At 59.5% G+C, this 17,343-nt stretch carries 22 protein-coding genes, 2 tRNA genes and 1 other RNA gene; 13 read left to right on the top strand and 12 right to left on the bottom strand.

From position 1 onward, the window contains the following. Positions 1 to 17 precede the first annotated feature (17 nt). The 3 genes from ACZ5C7_RS14435 to ACZ5C7_RS14445 form a co-directional block, all read right to left on the bottom strand. Entirely contained in the window at positions 18 to 779 is a 762-nt protein-coding gene (locus ACZ5C7_RS14435) for an arylamine N-acetyltransferase family protein (protein ID WP_464376991.1), read from the bottom strand. 91 nt (positions 780 to 870) lie between these two features. After that, complete coding sequence (locus ACZ5C7_RS14440) at positions 871 to 1,062, bottom strand: hypothetical protein (RefSeq protein ID WP_464376992.1); 192 nt, start codon at positions 1,060 to 1,062, stop codon at positions 871 to 873. 233 nt (positions 1,063 to 1,295) lie between these two features. Further along, positions 1,296 to 1,370: transfer RNA gene (locus ACZ5C7_RS14445), tRNA-Arg, on the bottom strand. Between the two features lie 153 nt (positions 1,371 to 1,523). Between ACZ5C7_RS14445 and ACZ5C7_RS14450 the strand changes: the two genes are divergently transcribed. The 3 genes from ACZ5C7_RS14450 (at position 1,524) to ACZ5C7_RS14460 (ending at position 3,141) form a co-directional block, all read left to right on the top strand. Further along, a complete protein-coding gene (locus ACZ5C7_RS14450) occupies positions 1,524 to 1,703 on the top strand; it encodes a DUF7511 domain-containing protein (RefSeq protein WP_464376993.1) in 180 nt (59 codons plus the stop codon). A 95-nt stretch (positions 1,704 to 1,798) separates the two neighbouring features. Beyond that, on the top strand, positions 1,799 to 2,650 hold the full coding sequence (locus ACZ5C7_RS14455) for a geranylgeranylglycerol-phosphate geranylgeranyltransferase (protein ID WP_464376994.1): 852 nt from the start codon (positions 1,799 to 1,801) through the stop codon (positions 2,648 to 2,650). A gap of 80 nt (positions 2,651 to 2,730) precedes the next feature. Continuing rightward, positions 2,731 to 3,141, top strand: a complete 411-nt coding sequence (locus ACZ5C7_RS14460) for a CoA-binding protein (protein WP_464376995.1) — start codon at positions 2,731 to 2,733, stop codon at positions 3,139 to 3,141. 95 nt (positions 3,142 to 3,236) lie between these two features. Here the strand turns inward: ACZ5C7_RS14460 and ACZ5C7_RS14465 are convergent, their stop codons facing one another. The 3 genes from ACZ5C7_RS14465 to ACZ5C7_RS14475 all read right to left on the bottom strand — a co-directional run bounded on the left by ACZ5C7_RS14465 (position 3,237) and on the right by ACZ5C7_RS14475 (position 5,070). Then, a complete protein-coding gene (locus ACZ5C7_RS14465) occupies positions 3,237 to 3,509 on the bottom strand; it encodes a hypothetical protein (protein WP_464376996.1) in 273 nt (90 codons plus the stop codon). A gap of 133 nt (positions 3,510 to 3,642) precedes the next feature. After that, positions 3,643 to 4,623 (bottom strand): PLP-dependent cysteine synthase family protein, encoded by a 981-nt coding sequence (locus ACZ5C7_RS14470; protein ID WP_464376997.1) that lies wholly within the window; start codon positions 4,621 to 4,623, stop codon positions 3,643 to 3,645. 96 nt (positions 4,624 to 4,719) lie between these two features. Continuing rightward, positions 4,720 to 5,070: a DUF5798 family protein gene (locus ACZ5C7_RS14475; protein WP_464376998.1), complete on the bottom strand. Its 351-nt coding sequence runs from the start codon at positions 5,068 to 5,070 to the stop codon at positions 4,720 to 4,722. 246 nt (positions 5,071 to 5,316) lie between these two features. On the opposite strand from ACZ5C7_RS14475, the gene ACZ5C7_RS14480 reads away from it, so the two are divergent. From ACZ5C7_RS14480 to ACZ5C7_RS14495, 4 genes are all read left to right on the top strand, one after another. Then, positions 5,317 to 6,945 (top strand): potassium channel family protein, encoded by a 1,629-nt coding sequence (locus tag ACZ5C7_RS14480; RefSeq protein WP_464376999.1) that lies wholly within the window; start codon positions 5,317 to 5,319, stop codon positions 6,943 to 6,945. Positions 6,946 to 7,084: 139 nt separating this feature from the next. Continuing rightward, entirely contained in the window at positions 7,085 to 7,783 is a 699-nt protein-coding gene (locus tag ACZ5C7_RS14485) for a DUF2270 domain-containing protein (protein ID WP_464377000.1), read from the top strand. 57 nt (positions 7,784 to 7,840) lie between these two features. After that, positions 7,841 to 8,152: signal recognition particle sRNA (gene ffs, locus ACZ5C7_RS14490), an RNA gene on the top strand. A gap of 350 nt (positions 8,153 to 8,502) precedes the next feature. Then, entirely contained in the window at positions 8,503 to 8,817 is a 315-nt protein-coding gene (locus tag ACZ5C7_RS14495) for a HalOD1 output domain-containing protein (protein ID WP_464377001.1), read from the top strand. Between the two features lie 56 nt (positions 8,818 to 8,873). On the opposite strand, the gene ACZ5C7_RS14500 is transcribed toward ACZ5C7_RS14495, so the two are convergent. From ACZ5C7_RS14500 to ACZ5C7_RS14515, 4 genes are all read right to left on the bottom strand, one after another. Next, positions 8,874 to 9,134, bottom strand: coding sequence for a hypothetical protein (locus tag ACZ5C7_RS14500; protein WP_464377002.1), 261 nt, complete (start codon positions 9,132 to 9,134; stop codon positions 8,874 to 8,876). 29 nt (positions 9,135 to 9,163) lie between these two features. Further along, complete coding sequence (locus ACZ5C7_RS14505) at positions 9,164 to 9,418, bottom strand: hypothetical protein (protein WP_464377003.1); 255 nt, start codon at positions 9,416 to 9,418, stop codon at positions 9,164 to 9,166. Between the two features lie 706 nt (positions 9,419 to 10,124). Continuing rightward, positions 10,125 to 11,102 carry a flap endonuclease-1 gene (gene fen / locus ACZ5C7_RS14510; protein ID WP_464377004.1) on the bottom strand — a complete coding sequence of 326 codons (978 nt, stop codon included), beginning with the start codon at positions 11,100 to 11,102 and terminating at the stop codon, positions 10,125 to 10,127. A 78-nt stretch (positions 11,103 to 11,180) separates the two neighbouring features. Next, complete coding sequence (locus ACZ5C7_RS14515) at positions 11,181 to 11,813, bottom strand: GNAT family N-acetyltransferase (protein ID WP_464377005.1); 633 nt, start codon at positions 11,811 to 11,813, stop codon at positions 11,181 to 11,183. Positions 11,814 to 11,943: 130 nt separating this feature from the next. On the opposite strand from ACZ5C7_RS14515, the gene ACZ5C7_RS14520 reads away from it, so the two are divergent. The 3 genes from ACZ5C7_RS14520 (at position 11,944) to ACZ5C7_RS14530 (ending at position 13,761) form a co-directional block, all read left to right on the top strand. Beyond that, the gene (locus ACZ5C7_RS14520) at positions 11,944 to 12,495 is read left to right on the top strand and encodes a hypothetical protein (protein ID WP_464377006.1); all 552 of its coding nucleotides are present in this window, start codon (positions 11,944 to 11,946) and stop codon (positions 12,493 to 12,495) included. Positions 12,496 to 12,618: 123 nt separating this feature from the next. Next, positions 12,619 to 12,987 carry a DUF7344 domain-containing protein gene (locus ACZ5C7_RS14525; protein ID WP_464377007.1) on the top strand — a complete coding sequence of 123 codons (369 nt, stop codon included), beginning with the start codon at positions 12,619 to 12,621 and terminating at the stop codon, positions 12,985 to 12,987. 60 nt (positions 12,988 to 13,047) lie between these two features. Continuing rightward, on the top strand, positions 13,048 to 13,761 hold the full coding sequence (locus ACZ5C7_RS14530) for a DICT sensory domain-containing protein (protein WP_464377008.1): 714 nt from the start codon (positions 13,048 to 13,050) through the stop codon (positions 13,759 to 13,761). A 312-nt stretch (positions 13,762 to 14,073) separates the two neighbouring features. Here the strand turns inward: ACZ5C7_RS14530 and ACZ5C7_RS14535 are convergent. Both ACZ5C7_RS14535 and ACZ5C7_RS14540 read right to left on the bottom strand, forming a co-directional pair. Then, positions 14,074 to 14,144 (bottom strand) — tRNA-Gly (locus ACZ5C7_RS14535). 67 nt (positions 14,145 to 14,211) lie between these two features. Beyond that, on the bottom strand, positions 14,212 to 14,847 hold the full coding sequence (locus tag ACZ5C7_RS14540) for a class I SAM-dependent methyltransferase (RefSeq protein ID WP_464377009.1): 636 nt from the start codon (positions 14,845 to 14,847) through the stop codon (positions 14,212 to 14,214). Between the two features lie 198 nt (positions 14,848 to 15,045). On the opposite strand from ACZ5C7_RS14540, the gene ACZ5C7_RS14545 reads away from it, so the two are divergent. The 3 genes from ACZ5C7_RS14545 (at position 15,046) to ACZ5C7_RS14555 (ending at position 17,337) form a co-directional block, all read left to right on the top strand. Next, a complete protein-coding gene (locus tag ACZ5C7_RS14545; RefSeq protein ID WP_464377010.1) occupies positions 15,046 to 15,522 on the top strand; it encodes a DUF5793 family protein in 477 nt (158 codons plus the stop codon). A 129-nt stretch (positions 15,523 to 15,651) separates the two neighbouring features. Next, positions 15,652 to 16,821, top strand: coding sequence for an ABC transporter ATP-binding protein (locus ACZ5C7_RS14550; RefSeq protein WP_464377011.1), 1,170 nt, complete (start codon positions 15,652 to 15,654; stop codon positions 16,819 to 16,821). A 237-nt stretch (positions 16,822 to 17,058) separates the two neighbouring features. Beyond that, a complete protein-coding gene (locus ACZ5C7_RS14555) occupies positions 17,059 to 17,337 on the top strand; it encodes a UPF0058 family protein (protein ID WP_464377012.1) in 279 nt (92 codons plus the stop codon). Positions 17,338 to 17,343: the final 6 nt, after the last annotated feature.

Here is a 17,343-nt window from a genome sequence, read left to right on the forward strand (position 1 = left end):
GGCGCCTCGAGTTCAACTCACGGGCGAAATCCGTCGAGCCCGAACCGATTGCGGAGAACATCGTCCGTCTGGTCCTCGGGGAGCCGCTGCTTTTCCTTCGTTCCGTCTATCGTGGTGGTGAGGACGGTGTCCGAGAGGGTGATGCGGCCGGCTTCGGTCGGGAGCGTCGCGAGCAACTCGCCAGTGAACGGGGAGTCAGTGGACGTCGCGTGGTACGCCGCCATCTCCGCGAACTCGTCCAGAGATCGGGGCGTCGTCTCGAACCGGTACTTGTCTCGCCACCCGTCGTCCGTTCGCGTTTGGACGGCGTGCTCGTCGTCGACGTCGACGACGCGATACGTCCCGGATACGTCGGTCCGGGGTTCGCCATCGATCGGAAGCGGCTGCCTGGCGAAGTCTCCGAATCCGACGTCGATCAGGTGATGGTCGACGAGGAGCGCGAGGTGATCGAACGCGGGGCCGTACGAGCCATCCTCGTGCATCGGTCGTGCGGAACAGCGGGAAACGTCGAATCCGAGCTCATCGAGGAGCCACGCGAACGCCCCGTTGCAGTCGTAACAGAGACCGCCGCCGCCACCGGCGATTCGCGGAACGACCACGTCCGGGTCGAGCGACGTTCCGTGACCGTTCCGAACGAAGACATTGGTGAAGGGAACCGAGAGGAGGTGACGACGCTGTACCTCGAGGAGAAGCTCCCAGTCGGCACGCGACCGACGGTTCGATTGGACGCCGATTCGCTCGAGGTACTGATCGACCTCGAGCCGGTGATCCGATGTCATATGGCCGGTATCGACGGGACGAATCGTAGCCGTTCCGGTCGAAGCTCGCCCGGCACCGATCTTGGGGTGGGATCGACGAAACGGGTGCCGTTCAGAACGCTTCGAAGGACAGCTCCGCGTTGACAGCGGCTCCCGTTTCGCTGCCTTCGGCCGCGGCGAGAACGAGCGATGATTTCCACTTGAAGTTCGGATCGTATTCCTGCTCGGCTGCCAACGCAGGGTCGAGTGCAAGGACGATTCGGATCGTTTCGCCAGTTGGAATATCTAGTGGATCATCGGTCATCCGTCGCGTGATCAGCCACTCAAAATTCACCTTCTAGACGCCACACTCGGTTCAATCTTCGATAATGAAGGAACGTACGAACTCGCCGGAACGGCACCACCGTGTTTCAGAATCGTTCGGAAAACGGCTGGGCGCTGCAAGATTTGAACCACGGTCGCAGCGAAGCTGCTCCCTGATTCAAATCCTTCGCAGTCCAGTATCTGTCGCTCACGGATTTGTTCGCGACAGAAACATGGGCGCTGCAGGATTTGAACCCGCGACGGTTTGGTCCGAAGCCAAGCACTCTGTCCAGACTGAGCTAAGCGCCCTCACCTGTTTGTTCCCGACGGCTCCGTATAAGTTACTCGATTTGCACCCGCCTCGAGCGACCGCCGCCCGACCCGGAGTATCGCTGGTTCTCAGTCGGTGAAAATTTTCAGACGGGTCATTAGCGAGGCGTTCGAAGACCGAGGTGAGTCATGATGACGAACGAACCCTCCATCCCAAATGCGGATGAGCACGCCGGCGACGTCCTCGAGTTGTTGACCGAAGAAGACGAGACGTGGACCGCGGTGCCGGGGCGGTCACACGACGACGAGAGCGAAGGACAGTGGATTTCCGTGCCGGCCGATTCGCTCTGTGACCTCGAGGACTGGCGATAGAGGGGTGTTATTTTGCCGCGATCGGCAAGCAAGTTGAGAGCGGCTGGGAAGGCTGTATCGGATTGTTTATCTCTCGGGCCTGACCATGGCGGGATATGACAGCGGCGGAGACGGCACGTGGGTTGCTCGAGCTAACGCGTCCCGTGAACGTGATCGCTGCCAGCGTGCTCACGTTTATCGGGGCGTTCGTCGCGGGTGGGCTGACAGGGGAGCCGATAGCGGTCGGCGCGGCCGTCGGTGCAACCGGGTTGGCCGTCGGTGCCGGGAACGCGATCAACGATTACTTCGACAGAAAGATCGACCGGATCAACCAGCCCGATCGGGCGATTCCTCGCGGAGCCGTGAGCCCGCGCGGAGCGTTGATCTTCAGTATCGTGCTGTTCGTTATGGCGGTCGGGTTAGCGCTCTTGCTCCCGCCGCTCGCGATCGCCATCGCGGGGATAAACCTGCTCGCGCTGATCGCCTATACGGAGGTGTTCAAGGGGTTACCCGGAATCGGCAACGCGCTCGTGGCCGCCCTCGTCGGGAGCACGTTCCTCTTCGGGAGCGCCGCTGTCGGCGACATCGAGTCGGCGATAGTGCTCTTCGTACTCGCCGCGATAGCGACCCTTACGAGGGAGATCGTCAAAGACGTGGAGGATCTCGAGGGTGACCGCGCTGAGGGGCTGAACACGTTGCCGATCGCGGTCGGCGAGCGGCGGGCGTTGCTGATATCGCTCGGGTTACTCGCGATCGGCGTCCTCGCGAGTCCGCTCCCCTACCTGCTCGGGTACTTCGGACTTGCCTACCTTGTCGTCGTTATTCCGGCGGACCTGTTCATGCTCTACGCCGGTGTGAAGAGCTTCGAGGATCCGACGAGCGGCCAGTCGTTGCTCAAATACGGGATGTTCCTCGCCGCGTTGGCTTTCATCGTCGGGCGTGCGGACGAGTTGTTGGGCGTCTTTTGAACGCCTCCGTCTGTCGAACGCGCTCTCCAAAATCGTCGCAGTCCCACAGAGGTTTACTGACGGGAGTACTACACTGACGTATGCCAGTCGAGACTGACGAAGAACTCCGAGCGATTCTCGAGAACGAGTCCGTCGCCGTCGTCGGCTGTTCGAGTTCGCCGGGCAAGGCGGCTCACGACGTGCCGGCGTATTTACTCGAGCACGGCTACGATATCCACCCCGTCAACCCGTTTGCGGAGGAGATATTCGACCGGCCCGTCGTCGATTCGCTGTCCGACCTCGAGTCGGAGATCGACATCGTCTGCGTCTTTCGGCCGAGCGACGAGGTCGACGGGATCGTCGACGAAGTCCTCGAGCGCGAGGACGTCGACGTGGTCTGGACGCAGTTAGGGATTAGCGACGATGACGCCGCGGCACGCGTCGAAGCTGACGATCGGGAGGTCGTCCAAGATCGGTGTATGAAAGTGGAGCACCGACGGCTCGCCGGGTAACTTCGGAATCGACCTGCTATACTCGGGGGCCTGCTATACTCGGTTGGGGCGGTGCGATCTGCTTCCGGTCGTCAGCGCTTGTCGACTCGTTCCGGTCAGTTATTCGTTTCACCGTCTTCATCGTCGCCGTTTGTATCATCGTCGCCGTTTGTGCCGTCGTCGTCTCCCGCGTCATCACCTGCTCCGTCGTCCCCGTTGATCGCGCCGTCGTCGTTTTCGTCGTCCTCCTCACGTTCTTGACCGTTCCCCGTTCCCTCTTCGGATTCGGGTTCCTCGTCGTCGCCGCAACCGGCGACGAGCGCCATCGTCGCCGACGCACCGGTGATTCGGAGGACGGTCCGTCGCGTCCACGTCCGTTCGGTTGCCATACGTCGAAAACGGCTCGAGCGCGAATAAGTGGCCAGCCGACACTTGCGGGGTGACCCGTGTTTAGCAAGCCCAATTTCCTGTTCGAATCCGTCCCGGACGACACCATTCGTTACAACCGTTCCGGGATTCCCGTTAGTTCTCCCACTCATCGAAATCCCGATAGATCCCCTTCGAGAGATATCGTTCGCTCGAGTCGGGAAACACCGTCACGACGGACTCGTGTGGGACGTCGATTTCGCCGGCGGCGATTTCTCGTGCGACGGTTTTCGCGGCGGCACTCGCTGCGCCTGCACTCGAGGCGACGAGGTGACCCTCCTCTCGAGCGAGTCGCCGGAGCTCCGCGTGTGCGTCTCGGTCGGGAACGGCGTAGATGTCGTCGACCAGTTCGGGATCGAAGAGCTCGTTCGTTTCCGTGTTGTGGGTACCGATCCCTTCGGTTTTGTACTCCCCTTCCTCGCGATTCTCGGCGAAAAACTCGCCGTACAGAGAGCCCTCAGGTTCGACGGCCGCGACGTACGTCTCCGGGGTTTGCTCGCGTGCGTACGACGCGATTCCCATCAGCGTTCCCGCGGTGCCACAACCCGCGACGATCGCACCGACTTCGTCGCCGAGCGCCTCGTAGATCTCCGGTCCCGTCGTCGCGTAGTGGGCCTCGACGTTCAGCGGGTTCGAGAACTGCTGTGGAACGACCGCATCGTCGAGTTCGTCCGCGAGTTGGTGGGCTCGCTCGATCGCACCGTCCATGCCGTCCTCGGTCGGCGTGTTGATCACTCTCGCGCCGAGAGCGTCCATCAGTTGCTGTTTCTCGAGGCTGAACCGTTCGGGGACGACGAAAATAGCGTCTAGCCCGAGTTGCTCGGCCGCGATGGCGAACCCGATTCCCGTATTGCCCGCGGTGGGTTCGATCACGGTGCCGCCCGCTGAAACGTCACCTCGTTCGAGCATCCGCTCGAGCATGTACTGTCCGATACGGTCTTTGACGCTTGCGCCGGGATTGAACGACTCGAGTTTCGCGTAGATCGGAACGCCGCTGGGGGCGTCGTGAATCCGCACCAGTGGCGTTTCGCCGATCGTCTCGAGTACCGAATCCAACGGTTTCCCGTGGGTCGTCATCGTGTTGGCAAATGTTGCCCCTGTTGTTAGTGTTATCGACAACAGGTGCACTCGACTCGACAAAGACTCGTTCGACGGACAGTTCGAATACCGCCGCTACTGTTCGGTCTGTGGTGCGGATCCTTCGGCGGGTTCGCTTCCGGCAGATTTAGTGCTCTTCGTATCCGGTTTGGCTTCTTCGTCCGCAGTTTCCGCCTCTTCTGCCTCGTCGATGGCGGCTTCGGCCAGGATCTCCTCGCCGTCGATTCCCCGTTCGTCGGCGATCGCGAGCAACAACTCCCGCTGTTCGGTCAGCTGATGATCGAGATTTTTGACGGTGTCGTGGGTGTCGTCGACCTCATCCTCGAGGTGTACAATACGCTGTTGAAGCTGCTGTACCTGCTTGTACATCTGTTCGGCCTTATCCGACATCATCTGGATCTTCTTTGCAGTGCTTCCGAGTCCCATGGTCGCGTATTTGGCCCCTACCTAGTTGTTCTTTTCCTCTCATGCCCCCCAGCGACGAAAATTCCTCCCGACCTGCCGGTTCCGACTGTCCAATTCCAACCTGTCGGTACCGATCCACCGAACGGCGCCGTGAAGCCGAACAATCACGGCCAAGAACGATTATCGTCGGCGTCGAAGACAGCAGTCTAGCCCGATGAACTCGACACACGCTTACAACGGACGGAATACTCGGTTCGGTGGTCGACCGTGCTCAACTTGAGGCGGCGACTCGGCATCTACGTCGGATCGCTTCTCGTGTTTTTGGTGCTGTACACCGTCGCCTACAGGTTCGGAATGGCCTCGCTCGAGGGCGAACCCCGGAACTGGGTGCAGGCGTTCGAAATCGTCGTTCAGTCGATGACCACCACCGGCTACGGTCAGGATGCTCCCTGGCAGAGCCTCGAGATGACGGCGCTGATGATCCTCATTCAAATGACAGGGATCGCGTACATCTTCGTCGCGTTTCCCGTGCTCGTCGTTCCATGGGTAGCCGATCTCATCGAACCGACACCGCCCCAACAGATCGACGAACTCGAGGACCACGTCATTATCGTGGGCTATACCGAACTGTCTCAAACGCTCGTCGAAGAGCTCGAATCGAGCGCAACGCCGTACGTGATCGTCGACCCGTCGTCGGACCGAGCCCAGAAACTTCACGAGAGCGGATACGCGGTCCTTTATGGTGACCCATCGTCCGAGGAGACACTCGACAACGCACGGGTCGACGCCGCGAGTACGGTGCTCGTCGATGCATCGGTACACGAATATATTCGCGTCGTGCTTGCAGCCGAAGAACGCAATATCGACGCAACAATTCTCGCGCTCGTCACCGACCCGTCTCGAGCCCAGTATCTTCGGTACGCGGGTGCAGACGAAGTGTTGTCGCCAAAGCACCGTCTCGGAAAGTCCCTCGGCGATAAGGTTCGAAACGTGATAGAACTTCCCGAAGACACCTTCGAGCGCGGCGAGGAACTCGAGATCGTCGAACTCCCGGTCGGCCCCGACGGCGACCTCTACGGGGAGACGCTCGACGCTGCCCGCCGTCTCGAGCAAAGTGGCGTAACGGTGCTCGGTGCCTGGGTTCGCGGCGATTTTCTCGCATCGCTGCCAGCCGACGTTCACGCCGACGAAAATACGACCCTGCTCGTCGTCGGCAACAGCGACGACCTCGAGGCCGTCGAAGACGTCGTCGGCTCGACCGGCTATCGGTACGACACCGTTCGCGGACCCGTCGTAATCGTCGGTGCCGGAATCGTTGGCAGAACGGCCATGGGAACGCTCGAACGGGCTGGCGTCGAGACGAGACTCGTCGACGAGGAGGATGGCTCGTTTGTCGATATCGTCGGCGACGCCACGACCGTGGAGACGCTCACCGAAGCGAACCTCGAGGACGCGAAGACGTTGCTCGTCGCGCTCGACGATGACGACGACGCGATACTGACGACGCTCGTCGCCCGATCGCTTACCGACGAACTCGAACTCGTCGTCGCGAGCGACAGGGAAGCGAGCGTGAGTCGACTCCGAACGGCCGGTGCCGACGACGTGCTCAGCCTCCCGAACGTCGCGGGGCGGATGATCACACTTCGAGTGTTCGATCGGGAAATTATGACGCTCGGCGAGCGGGTGACGTTGACGCGGGTCGAGACATCGGAGACTGCGATTGATGCGCTCGAACAACTCGATCCCGCGGAGTTTCGCGCGCAGACCAACTGTTCGATCGTCGCACTCGAAGACGACGGAGAGTTCATCACGAACATCGGAGATCGGCCGCTCGATCGGAGCGACGCTCTCATTATTGCCGGTTCGGAAACTGATGTCGCCGACCTTCTTGAGTAGTGCACTCGACGGAGTTTCCCCGCCCGATACTGAACCCACGTGTTGCTCGAGGGACCGACTCCATCTGTTCGGCTAGCGGGACAGTTCGAAATGGGAACTCATGGAAAGCAAGTCGTCCGTAGAACCCGTATCGGTCGGTATGAGCGACGGAACGACCGACTTCGACCCCGAGGATCCTTCGGAAAAAGAGATCGGTCGGGAGATGATCGAGCAGAGCACCGGCCTCGGTTCCGTCGCGGCGCACCTGTACCGCGGCGAAATGGAACGAACCGTCGGATGGCGTGACCGGCTGGATACGACCACCAACTGGGCGGTTACGGTTATGAGTGCGATCGTCGCGTACTCGTTCTCCGGCGAGGTGTCTCACGCGGTGATTCTCGCGGGGCTCATCATGGGAACCATCTTCCTCTTTATCGAGGCGCGGCGGTTTTGTGATTACGATATCTGGCGCTCGAGGGTCCGGACGCTCCAGGAAAACCTCTTTGCGAACGCGCTGGATCCGTCTCAGGGCGTCGAAACCGACGCTTGGCGAGCAGAACTGAGTCGGGATTACCGAGAGCCGGTTTCGAAGATCAGTTATCGCGGTGCCGTCAGTCACCGTCTCCGTCGGGTGTACCTCCCGCTGATAACGGCGATGTTACTCGGATGGGTGTTTCACCTCTGGGCGTTCAACCCCGACGACTCCTTCGTCGAGAGCGCCTCGCTTCCGGGTATCGACGGCACGGTCGTCGTCGCCGCCGTGGGGCTTTATTACACGACTTTGCTCGTCGTTGCGATTCCACTCACGTCAAAAGAACGTGGTGAATCCGGCGAGGCGAATCACGGCGAACTCGAGTGATCGATCACCTTCGAACGGATGGAGCGAAAGGCCCTTAAGCCAATGGCGGCTAGAAGGAAGTGGACTAGGTCGGGCAGTTAGGCCCTGCTCGTTACCCGCACTATGGTCTTTAGCGGGGGCCGATCCCCGTGGGCGTCCGGTCAGACCGACCGGGGCCCCGGGAGCCAACAGAGAAGCCTCGTCCGTCGGGGACAGCGGGCCACGATGGCCGTCCGCAGGGACGTCCCATCGTGGCTAATCGGCGACAGCCCATCAGGCGCGGAAGCGAGCAGTGGACCGCCGGACACCTGTCGCTCGACGGGTCGCGGGGTGGAGGAGGCAACTGGGATTCCCCCGGTCGGAACGCCGGGCAACCACGGGTGTCCACATTCATACTTTCATTCCGATACTCACAGTTCCGAGCGACGGCGCTGGCTTTTCGCCGAATCGAGGCAAGTACCTCGTCTGCTCGAGCGGAATCGCGATACTCCCTCACGGGACGACCGAAACCACACCATGAAGATGAAACCGCCGTACGAGAGTGGGATACGCACAAAATCGCCGGACGGAACGTCGTAAGACAACTCCGGGAGACGCGATTCACCCAACGGTGCCACCCACCATATTTATTTCGTCGTACAATCAGACGGAATTTGTCTGACAGGGGTTTATACTATTCCCCGGTATAGACTGTGATCCCTATCAGTGTCCAAGACAGTCAACTGAAGGGAACTGAACGCATGACTGCATCAAGAGAGCACACTCCGATAGACGCATCAACGCCGGGAGCGGGAATGACGTTCTTCCAGTACGACTGGGACGAACACGATTCGCTCGCAGTCGAAATCGTGACGACGATCGCCGAGATAGTCGACGAGCCACCCGAAGCACTCGAGTCGATCCACAACGTGGTGGATTCGGACAGCCTCGAGACGATATTCGAGCCGCGGTCGGTACAATCCCGTCGCGACAACAACCACATCTGGTTCGCCTACGAGGGATTCGGGATCACCATCTACGGAAACGGGTTCGTGATTATCCGTCGATTGAACTGATACCCGTGAGCCGATCAGATCCGGCGGCTCACCGCTAGCAGTTCTTATAGACGCGTTTACTGGGAGTTCCCACGGTCCACCGTACTTACATCGAGTTCGCCCTCGAGGTACGCCACTCCCCGCGCAGAAATCGTATAGCTGAACCCGTCGTTCTCGAGTAACCCCGCGTCGTCGAGAATCTCGAGACGCTTCTGGAGGTACACAGCGCGGAAATCGAGCGCCGCGCTCCGTTCGGCCAACGCAGAACGGAGTTGGCGCGGTCGATGCGATCCGTGTCGAGCGAGATGCTCGAGTATCCGGTCGTCGTTTTTCGACATCCAGGATGCGTGCGTTCGCAGCGGTACCGTCATCGTGTGGCGAGCTGTTTGTCGGTCGTCGGTTCGTTCACCGTTGGTTGGGCGTGTTCGTCGCACAGTTTGACTGCGGTATCCGTCTCTTCGAGCGAGACAGTGGAGACGACTTTGTCGTCCGTTTTCTCGAGCGACGGCACCCATCGCGGAAGGGCGAAGTGGCCGTCCCGCTCGCAGAACGCACATTGGCGCGGCTCGTTTCGAGCCACGTAGGAGAGACACTCCCCGTACTGTTCTTTCTCACAGTTCATACACAACCCCCCGATCTCGGCCCCACTGTATAGTTCGGCGACCAGTCGATTGTATCCGGCATCGTTTCCGCAGCGTACACAGTTCATGATTCGATCCGTTGAAACGTGGTAGAGATTGACGAGTAAGAACGGATTTCGTATAAATGTCTTCACCAAGATGAAACTAGATGATAGTGACTGATTGTTGACTATGGTTTGATTTGTGAGGGCTCCATTCACGTCTGCCATTATATACCACCGTTTCGGATGGATCAAGTCCGCAGATCGAGACGTTTGTTTTATTACTGTGATTGACTGCCCAGGTGGCAAGATCATATTAACCCGCTTCAGTATGGCGATTCGATAGGTATCTTCCACGAGAAACGAGTGTCTGTCACCGAGACGGAGGTGTGTTTCAGTGATTTTGACCCCCGTTCGGTTCAACTGTAGTAAATCAATCATATTATACACAGTATTGTCCATAGTATATTGCAAGAACACATTAGTAAATCGGTACTTTCATCTGTATTTGGCCGGCCAAGGGGTGTGAAGAAACTATGCCTCGATTGTCTGTCTCACGGATATCCGTAATTCAGTTCCATCTTCTAACCTTCCCGTCTGTGTCAGTCCTCACTCACACCCCATCGTTTCCTCCCATTGAACCATACGTCTCCAGTGCTCCCTCAGCCGCCAATCGACCACTACGCCCTCAGCTATCGACCTAGCATCACGTCCAACGGTCTAACCCGGACTGAACGGCGCTCTCTTCGATTCGTTCGAAGCCGCGCTCGACCTCGTTTGCATCCACGCCCCATTCGTCGACGACGTACGCTCGAGCGGCCTCGACATCCGGCTCGAGACTCGTTTCGAACTCGTAGTCGTCGGTGACGTTCGGCTCCCGGAACAGCTGTCGGACGCGGTCGCCGTACTCGACGCTGTCGCCGCGAGCTTCGAGGACGTTCCACATGTCGCCGTGTTCGGCAATTGCTTTGAGCGCCGTCTTTGGTCCGATCCCCCTGACGCCCTCGTTGAAGTCCGTACCGATGAGAATCGCGGCGTCGATGAGTTGTTCGAGGGTCAACTCGTGGTGGGCGAGCGTCGCCTCGAGATCCATCAGCTCGGGGTCGCCCTTGCTCGTCAGTTGGCGAAGCGTCAGCGGTGAACCGAACAGCAGTGCATCGTAATCCTCGGAGCCGACGTAGTCGGCGTCGCCGCGGCGAACCATGTGTGCCGCCTGCGCCTCCCCCTCGGCCGGTGCTTCGACGACGGGAACGTCCAGAAGCTCGAACAGTTCGCGGCTCGTCTCCTGAATGGTTTCTGTAAGCCGCTGGGTCCGCGACTCGAGTTGTGCGATCGCAACCTGATCGCCCTCCTCGCGCGCGACTTCCAGTTGATCCTCGTAGGTCTCGCGCTGATCCCGGCGGGATTCGATCTCGTCCGATTTGAGTTCCGAGGGCCCGCCGTCGAAGACCATTACGGGGACGATATCGTTCTCGAAAAACTTCGGAACGCCCTGAACGATCCCGAGCAGGTTTGCGACCTCCGTCCCTTCGGCCGTCGTGTACTTTCCGCTCGAGGTCCACTTGACCGTCGTCGTCAGGTAGCGGTACAACCAATTGTGTGCGTCGACTGCGACGACTCCTTCGATATCATCGAAAGGAATCTCATCGATGACGGCGATATCCCGCAATGCTGCGTTTCCCATTACCCCTGTATTGGGGACCCAGGGTTTGAATCGTTGTGTTTCTCACAGCGAGAGCCGCATCCGAGCTGCGCCTAACCATCATTCGAGTCGCTCCTCGAGAAACGATTCCTCCTGTGGGGAGAGGTCGCGTTCCCGAAACTGCTCGAGTCCGTCCTGATAGTCTCCTGACCTCCGGACGGGAGGGGAGCTCGCCGAGCGTTCGTTCGCTTCACTCTCGGCGGTTCCGTCATCGGGGTTGTACTCGAGGACAAGTTCCGCCAATCCGGTCGTCTCGCCGGTGAACCGAAATCCGGTCCGGTAGAGCGCTTCGTAGGCGAACGGGTTGTTGACCGCGATACGAACTCGAGCGTAGCCGCGATCGATCGCCCTGTCGCGGACGAAACCGAGCAACTCCGGACCGATTCCTTCTCCTCGCCGCGACTGTGCGACGGTGACATACCGTATCCAAAGCGTTTCGCCGTCGGTTCTGTCCTCGTTAAACGACGCCGCCGCGAGCACGTCGTCGTCCCAATCGTCGCTTTGATCGTCGGTTGCCTCCTCGCCCTCGGCGGTACTTCGAGCGGCGCTTTGACCGCCATCTCCGTCCCCGCTCGCTCTCGCGACCGCCTTGCCCGTATTCGTCATGACGAACTTCCCGGCGTAGCTAAATCGCTTGTAATCGAGACGGAGTTTCGGTCCGTCAGGTGGCCAGCCGAGTACCTCGAGTTCCACAGTGCCCTCGATTCGATTGTGGAGACACTAAGATCCTCGTTTCATCGTCGACACTGGAATCCGAACCGCTTCTCGAGAGACTGATGCCGGACGAACGCTTTTGGGTCAGTTCGTGGTAGGGGCCGACACTATGAGCGCCGAGTCTGAAGAAAGGTCCACGTACGGTATCGAGAGCCGTCTCGGCTGGCCGGTCGGCGGTTTGATCGCAGGAGCGGTCGCCGCAGCCACGTTCGGTCTCGTCATGTGGCTATTCGACCCGGGTATCCTACAAGTCGCGATTCCAGCCTTCTACGGCCTCGAGGCCGGTGGCGTTGTCGGCTGGGCGATTCACATCGCTCACGGTGCTGTACTCGGATTGATTTTCGGATTTATCGTCACCAGAGAGATGGTTCTGGGCATTATTCGAACGAATCCCGAAACGGAAGCGCTCTCGGAGACCGGAGTCATGCTTCGAATCGTCGGCGCGGGGTTCGCGTTCGGGCTGGCGGTCTGGGCGATTCTTCCGTTAATCGTCTTGCCCACGCTAGCTGGGCAAGTCGGCGGCGAAGCCGCGGCCGAATTCCCGGGGACCGCCGTCGAAAGTCTCGCCGGTCACGCGCTGTTCGGGCTCGTCCTCGGCGCCATCTTCGCCGTCATGATCGACGTCTACCAGCAACCCGCCGATTCGCCCCTCGAGGAGTAACACAGCTGTTTGCACGTTCGATAATCCGTCCACCGATAGCTGTTTCAATTGCTCGGAAATACGCCCCTTCTGCAAGCCAAAGAGTGACTTGAGCGGAGATCCTTCACTAGAGAGTGACCGCCGATGATCAACAACTCACAGCACTCCGGCCGAGAAGCTGTTGGTCCCGACGCGGTCGATAGCGTTTTCGATGTTCTTCGAGAGCGTGATCGTCGGTACGTACTCTACTTTCTCCTCGAGCACGACCGCGTCACGCTACCGGAAGTCGCAAACGTGGTTACCGGATGGGTGCACGCGAACGCGGCCGAAGTGGCGGACAAAGGCGATCGAGACGACGTTGCCACAGACCTTCGACACCGCCACCTGCCGGTGCTTATCGACTCGAATTTCGTCGAGTACGATCGGTCGACGGAATCGCTCTCGCTGTCACCGTGTCCGGAGCCGATTCGAACGATTATCGAACGATCCTGTCGCGAAGAAACCGGGTCCTGAGCATGTCACTCCCCGAACAACCACACGCTCGAAAAACACAGATCGACCTGCTCGAGATCGATGCCCCTTTCTGACTTTCTCGAGCGCGTCGAAGGCGCTAGCCGGTCGATTGAAATCTACGCGCCACAGCCGGCGACGGAACTCGTCGATCAGTTCGAACATCGAAACATCACGACCGAGTATCGGTCGCTTCCGGACGCCAGCGACGACGGCTTTCTCATCGTCCACGAAAACGGAACGTTTCAGGCGTCGATAGAGCTCTCTGCGGCCCGAGAGTTCCTCGATCCAGCGATCTCCGAGCCGTGGGACGAGTATTTCGTCGGGACCGAGTACAGTCGTTTACTCGAGATTCTCGAGAATACGCTTACGCATCCGCTTAGCAGACGCCAGCTGCTCGCGACCGCACGAGATATCGAACACCGCGCCTGGCATATCGGAACCGGAATCCTTCGAGCGGGCTTCCAACAGCTAACCGCGTTCGATCACCAGCTTTCCGTCTACGACCGACTCGCACGCGAAACGGAACTCGAGATCCACGTTTACGGACAGTCCGACTGGACCGCCCCGATTGCGCTGGTACCGACGATTCACACCGAGACGGCCGCCGAAATCGGCGAGTTCTGGTTTCTCGTTTACGACGGCGGCGACGATCCGCTCGGCTCCTACGCGTTGCTCGCCGAAGAAGGATCGCACGGCGAATTTACCGGCTTCTGGAGTTCGGATTCGCAACTGATCGCCGATCTCGATGCGTACCTTCTCGAGACGTACGGGTAAACTCGAAGCCCGTTATTTCTTCGCGTGGTCAGGTGGTGCTCTCGAGAGCGGCGGCCGCGCTCATCGGTGGTTCGCCTATTCCACAGGGCTGCTCGGCCACTGTCTGGCTCGAGAAGGGGCGTTACGAGGATCCGGCGTGAACGTCTGGGCTGAGAGTTTCGCCACTCGAGGAGTGGGTTCACAGAAACTCGCGGACCGGGATTTGAACCACCTGAAGACGGCCTCGCTCGTTTCACTCGCGAGCGTGCGTCTTCCGTAATTCAAATCCCTCGAGCGATATTCCACGCTCGCGAATTTGCTCGCGTGAAAATATGCGCGGACCGGGATTTGAACCCGGGCCATGAGCTTGGAAGGCTCAGGTCCTACCACTAGACCATCCGCGCTCTATCAGGCGATTGGAGATACTTCCTTAAGTGCCTTCCTTTTTCGATTGTCGACTGCGAGCGGGGGCTACGACCGTCCAACGGTCGCGTAGCAGTTGCCACTCGAGAGTTCGAACTCGAGTATCTCGAGGTTGCTGGCCTCAAGCGCGGCTTCGAATGCGTCGGGCGAGTAAATGTGATAGAACCGATCGACCGTCTCACCGCCCGGGAGAGTCCACTCGACGGTGGTGTCGAACGCCTCGGTTTCGTCGAACTTGTCGTGAGCGGTCGACCACGTGCTCACGAGCGCTTGCCCACCGGGTGCGAGCACTCGAGCGAGTTCGTCCAGACTGTTTCGTCGACTCGTTTCGGTGGGTAAGTGCTGGATCGTGGCGACGTAAACCGCGAGATCGATCGCATCGTCACGGAGGGGGAGCCGTGCGGCATCTCCCTGGAGCAAATCGACGTCAAAACTGCGTTCGGTCGCTCTCGTACGCGCCGTTTCGAGGAGCCCCCCGCTCGCGTCGAGCCCGATTACGCGATCGGTTCGATCGGCGAGGAGTTCCGCGTGCCGGCAGTTTCCACAGCCGAGGTCGAGGCCGACGCTCGAGGGTGGTGCACCTTCGACGAAGGTTTCGACCTCGGGCCAGGCGTACTCGCGCGTCGAGGCGAAGTGATCGGCGATTCGGTCGTACGTGGCGCGGACCTCGGCGCGATTACTCATTCGGTGATGGTCTCTCCGATCAGGACGGGCAAAAGACGTTCGAACCGGTCTGGAACATCGACATCGATGGATGGTACGACGGACGACCCCCTCACGAAACGGGAAATAATACCCTCGCGTCAGTCGGTTACGTTTCGGTCTGTCAGATACTGCGTGCGTTACGTTCATACCGTGTGAGGCCCAAACGATACTCACGGAATGAGGCGCGAGCACTTCACGTTAGATGTCAGTGATGTCGATTGGGTCGAGACCGATAGCGAACCCCGAAAGCCGCAGGTATCGATCGAGTTCACCGGCCCGACGACGGATCTTCGCGAGCGCCTGACAGGACCGACTGGCGACCTCCTCGAGGCAAACGAAACCGATGCGTCGCTTCGACTCCAGTCCCCGCTCGGTGGGGACGATGAAGCGGCCGGGGTTGTCAGTGTCACGAACAGGGTGACCGGCGAGTTCATTCTCGAACTCAACGAGGATGCGTCCGACGTCCTGAAGTTCATTCAGGCCGCGCGAGGGTACGGCGAACAGACAGCCGACGACGAGGGTCGCTACGAAGTGGAAATCAGTATCGACGGCGATCCGTTCGTCAGCTATGATAAGCGGACGTTCCTCGTCTACGACGACGAGGGAAGTCTTCTCCGCCAGCATAGTTTGATCCCGAGCGGCGTCGAGTTGTAACTCGGTTCCGCCTGGTTGACGAGTGCAGTCGACGGGCCACCCGACCTCCAACGAAGCGGACGGATCGGTAATTATAAGTATTTTAGGCACCCCTAAACTAGGTGAATACCGGTATTTCCGGGGGAGATAATGTCGAACGGACAACTGGTAACAACGACGGGTGAGGAACGCACTCAAGAACGGACGACGACGGATACGGTCCTCGAACTGGACGGGATCGGAAAACAATACGCGAACGAAGAGGTGATAGCCGATCTCTCCTTGTCCGTTCGGGACGGCGAGATTTTGACGTTACTCGGTCCGTCCGGTTGCGGGAAAACGACGACCCTCAGACTTATCGCGGGCCTCGAGAAGCCGAATGCCGGGGAGGTTCGATTGAACAGCGAACCGGTCGCAGGTCACGGGCAGTTCGTTTCGCCGGAGCACCGCGGTGTCGGTGTCGTTTTTCAGGAATTCGCACTCTTCCCGCATATGACGGCCCGCGAAAATATCGCGTTTGGACTGCAAGAGTGGGCCGAAGCAGAACGTGACGCTCGAGTCGATTCGCTGCTCGAACTCGTCGGCCTCAAATCCCACGGCGAGCATCACCCGGAGGAGCTTTCCGGCGGTCAGCAACAACGGATCGCACTCGCGCGTTCGCTCGCTCCCGAACCCGAAATGCTGTTGCTCGACGAACCGTTCTCTAACCTCGATGTCGACTTGCGCGTGGAAATGCGCGAGGAGGTGCGCCAGATCATCAAGGAAGCTGGCGTTACGGCCGTTTCGGTCACCCACGATCAGGAGGAGGCGCTCTCGATTTCCGATCGGGTCGCGGTGATGAACGACGGTGACATCGAACAGATCGACACGCCGGAACAGATCTTTCAGCAGCCCGAGTCGCGTTTCGTTGCCGGTTTTCTGGGCCACGCGAGCTTTCTCTCTGGAGAAGTCCACGGCGATCACGTCGACACGGCAGTCGGCCGAGTGCTTCGAGACAACGTTCACGGCCTCGCCACCCAGTACGACGGGACCGGGATCGATTTGCTCGTCCGACCCGACGACGTGACCGCTTATCCTGCGTCCGAGCCGGAGTCGAACGGGACCGTCGTCTACCGACGGTATCTCGGTCCGACGGTCCTCTATCGGATCGAACTCGATTCCGGCGAGACTATCGAGTGCATGCACAATCACTCCGATCATATCGACCTCGACGAACGCGTCGCCGTCCGCGTTACGGCAGAACACGAACTCGCCTGGTTCCCGGCGGGTCAGCGAACGGCGGCCCAGGAAACGACGGACGACCCGTCCCCCGACGCCTAATCGAACGACGCCGCGGGCCTTGTTCCCGTCTGGTCGGCACCATACTCTCGTAGTTGTCCAGGTACGTTCGATACCGGTTGGCGAACAGTCGGGCCCGTATTCCTTCTCGGACCTCTCCCAACTCGTTCGCTTTTCGTGAGTGGTTTTCTGACGTATCCGTCCGGATACTCCTTTCGTGACGGTTTTGGGAGCAAATTGCACAAAACTCTTAAATCGAAACCGTTCGTACACTGGCTCATGCACAAAGACGAACTCCTCGAGCTCCACGAAGAACTCGTCGTTATCATGGAGTATTTTTCCCAGCGTGAGAACGTCGACGCGGAGTTGTTCGATCCGTACCGGGAACTGGATGTCGATCCGTCTCACGTCCACAAATCGAAAAGCGAACACAAACACGCGGTTTTCGTCCTCGGAAACGCCCTGGCGAGTGCGATGAGCGAAGACGAGTTCTCGAGCGCCGGTCGAATCGGCAAGCGGATGGCGGAGCTCGCGGACGACGCGGAATCGAAAATATAGGCGAAA

The organism is Halostagnicola alkaliphila, assembly GCF_055379965.1.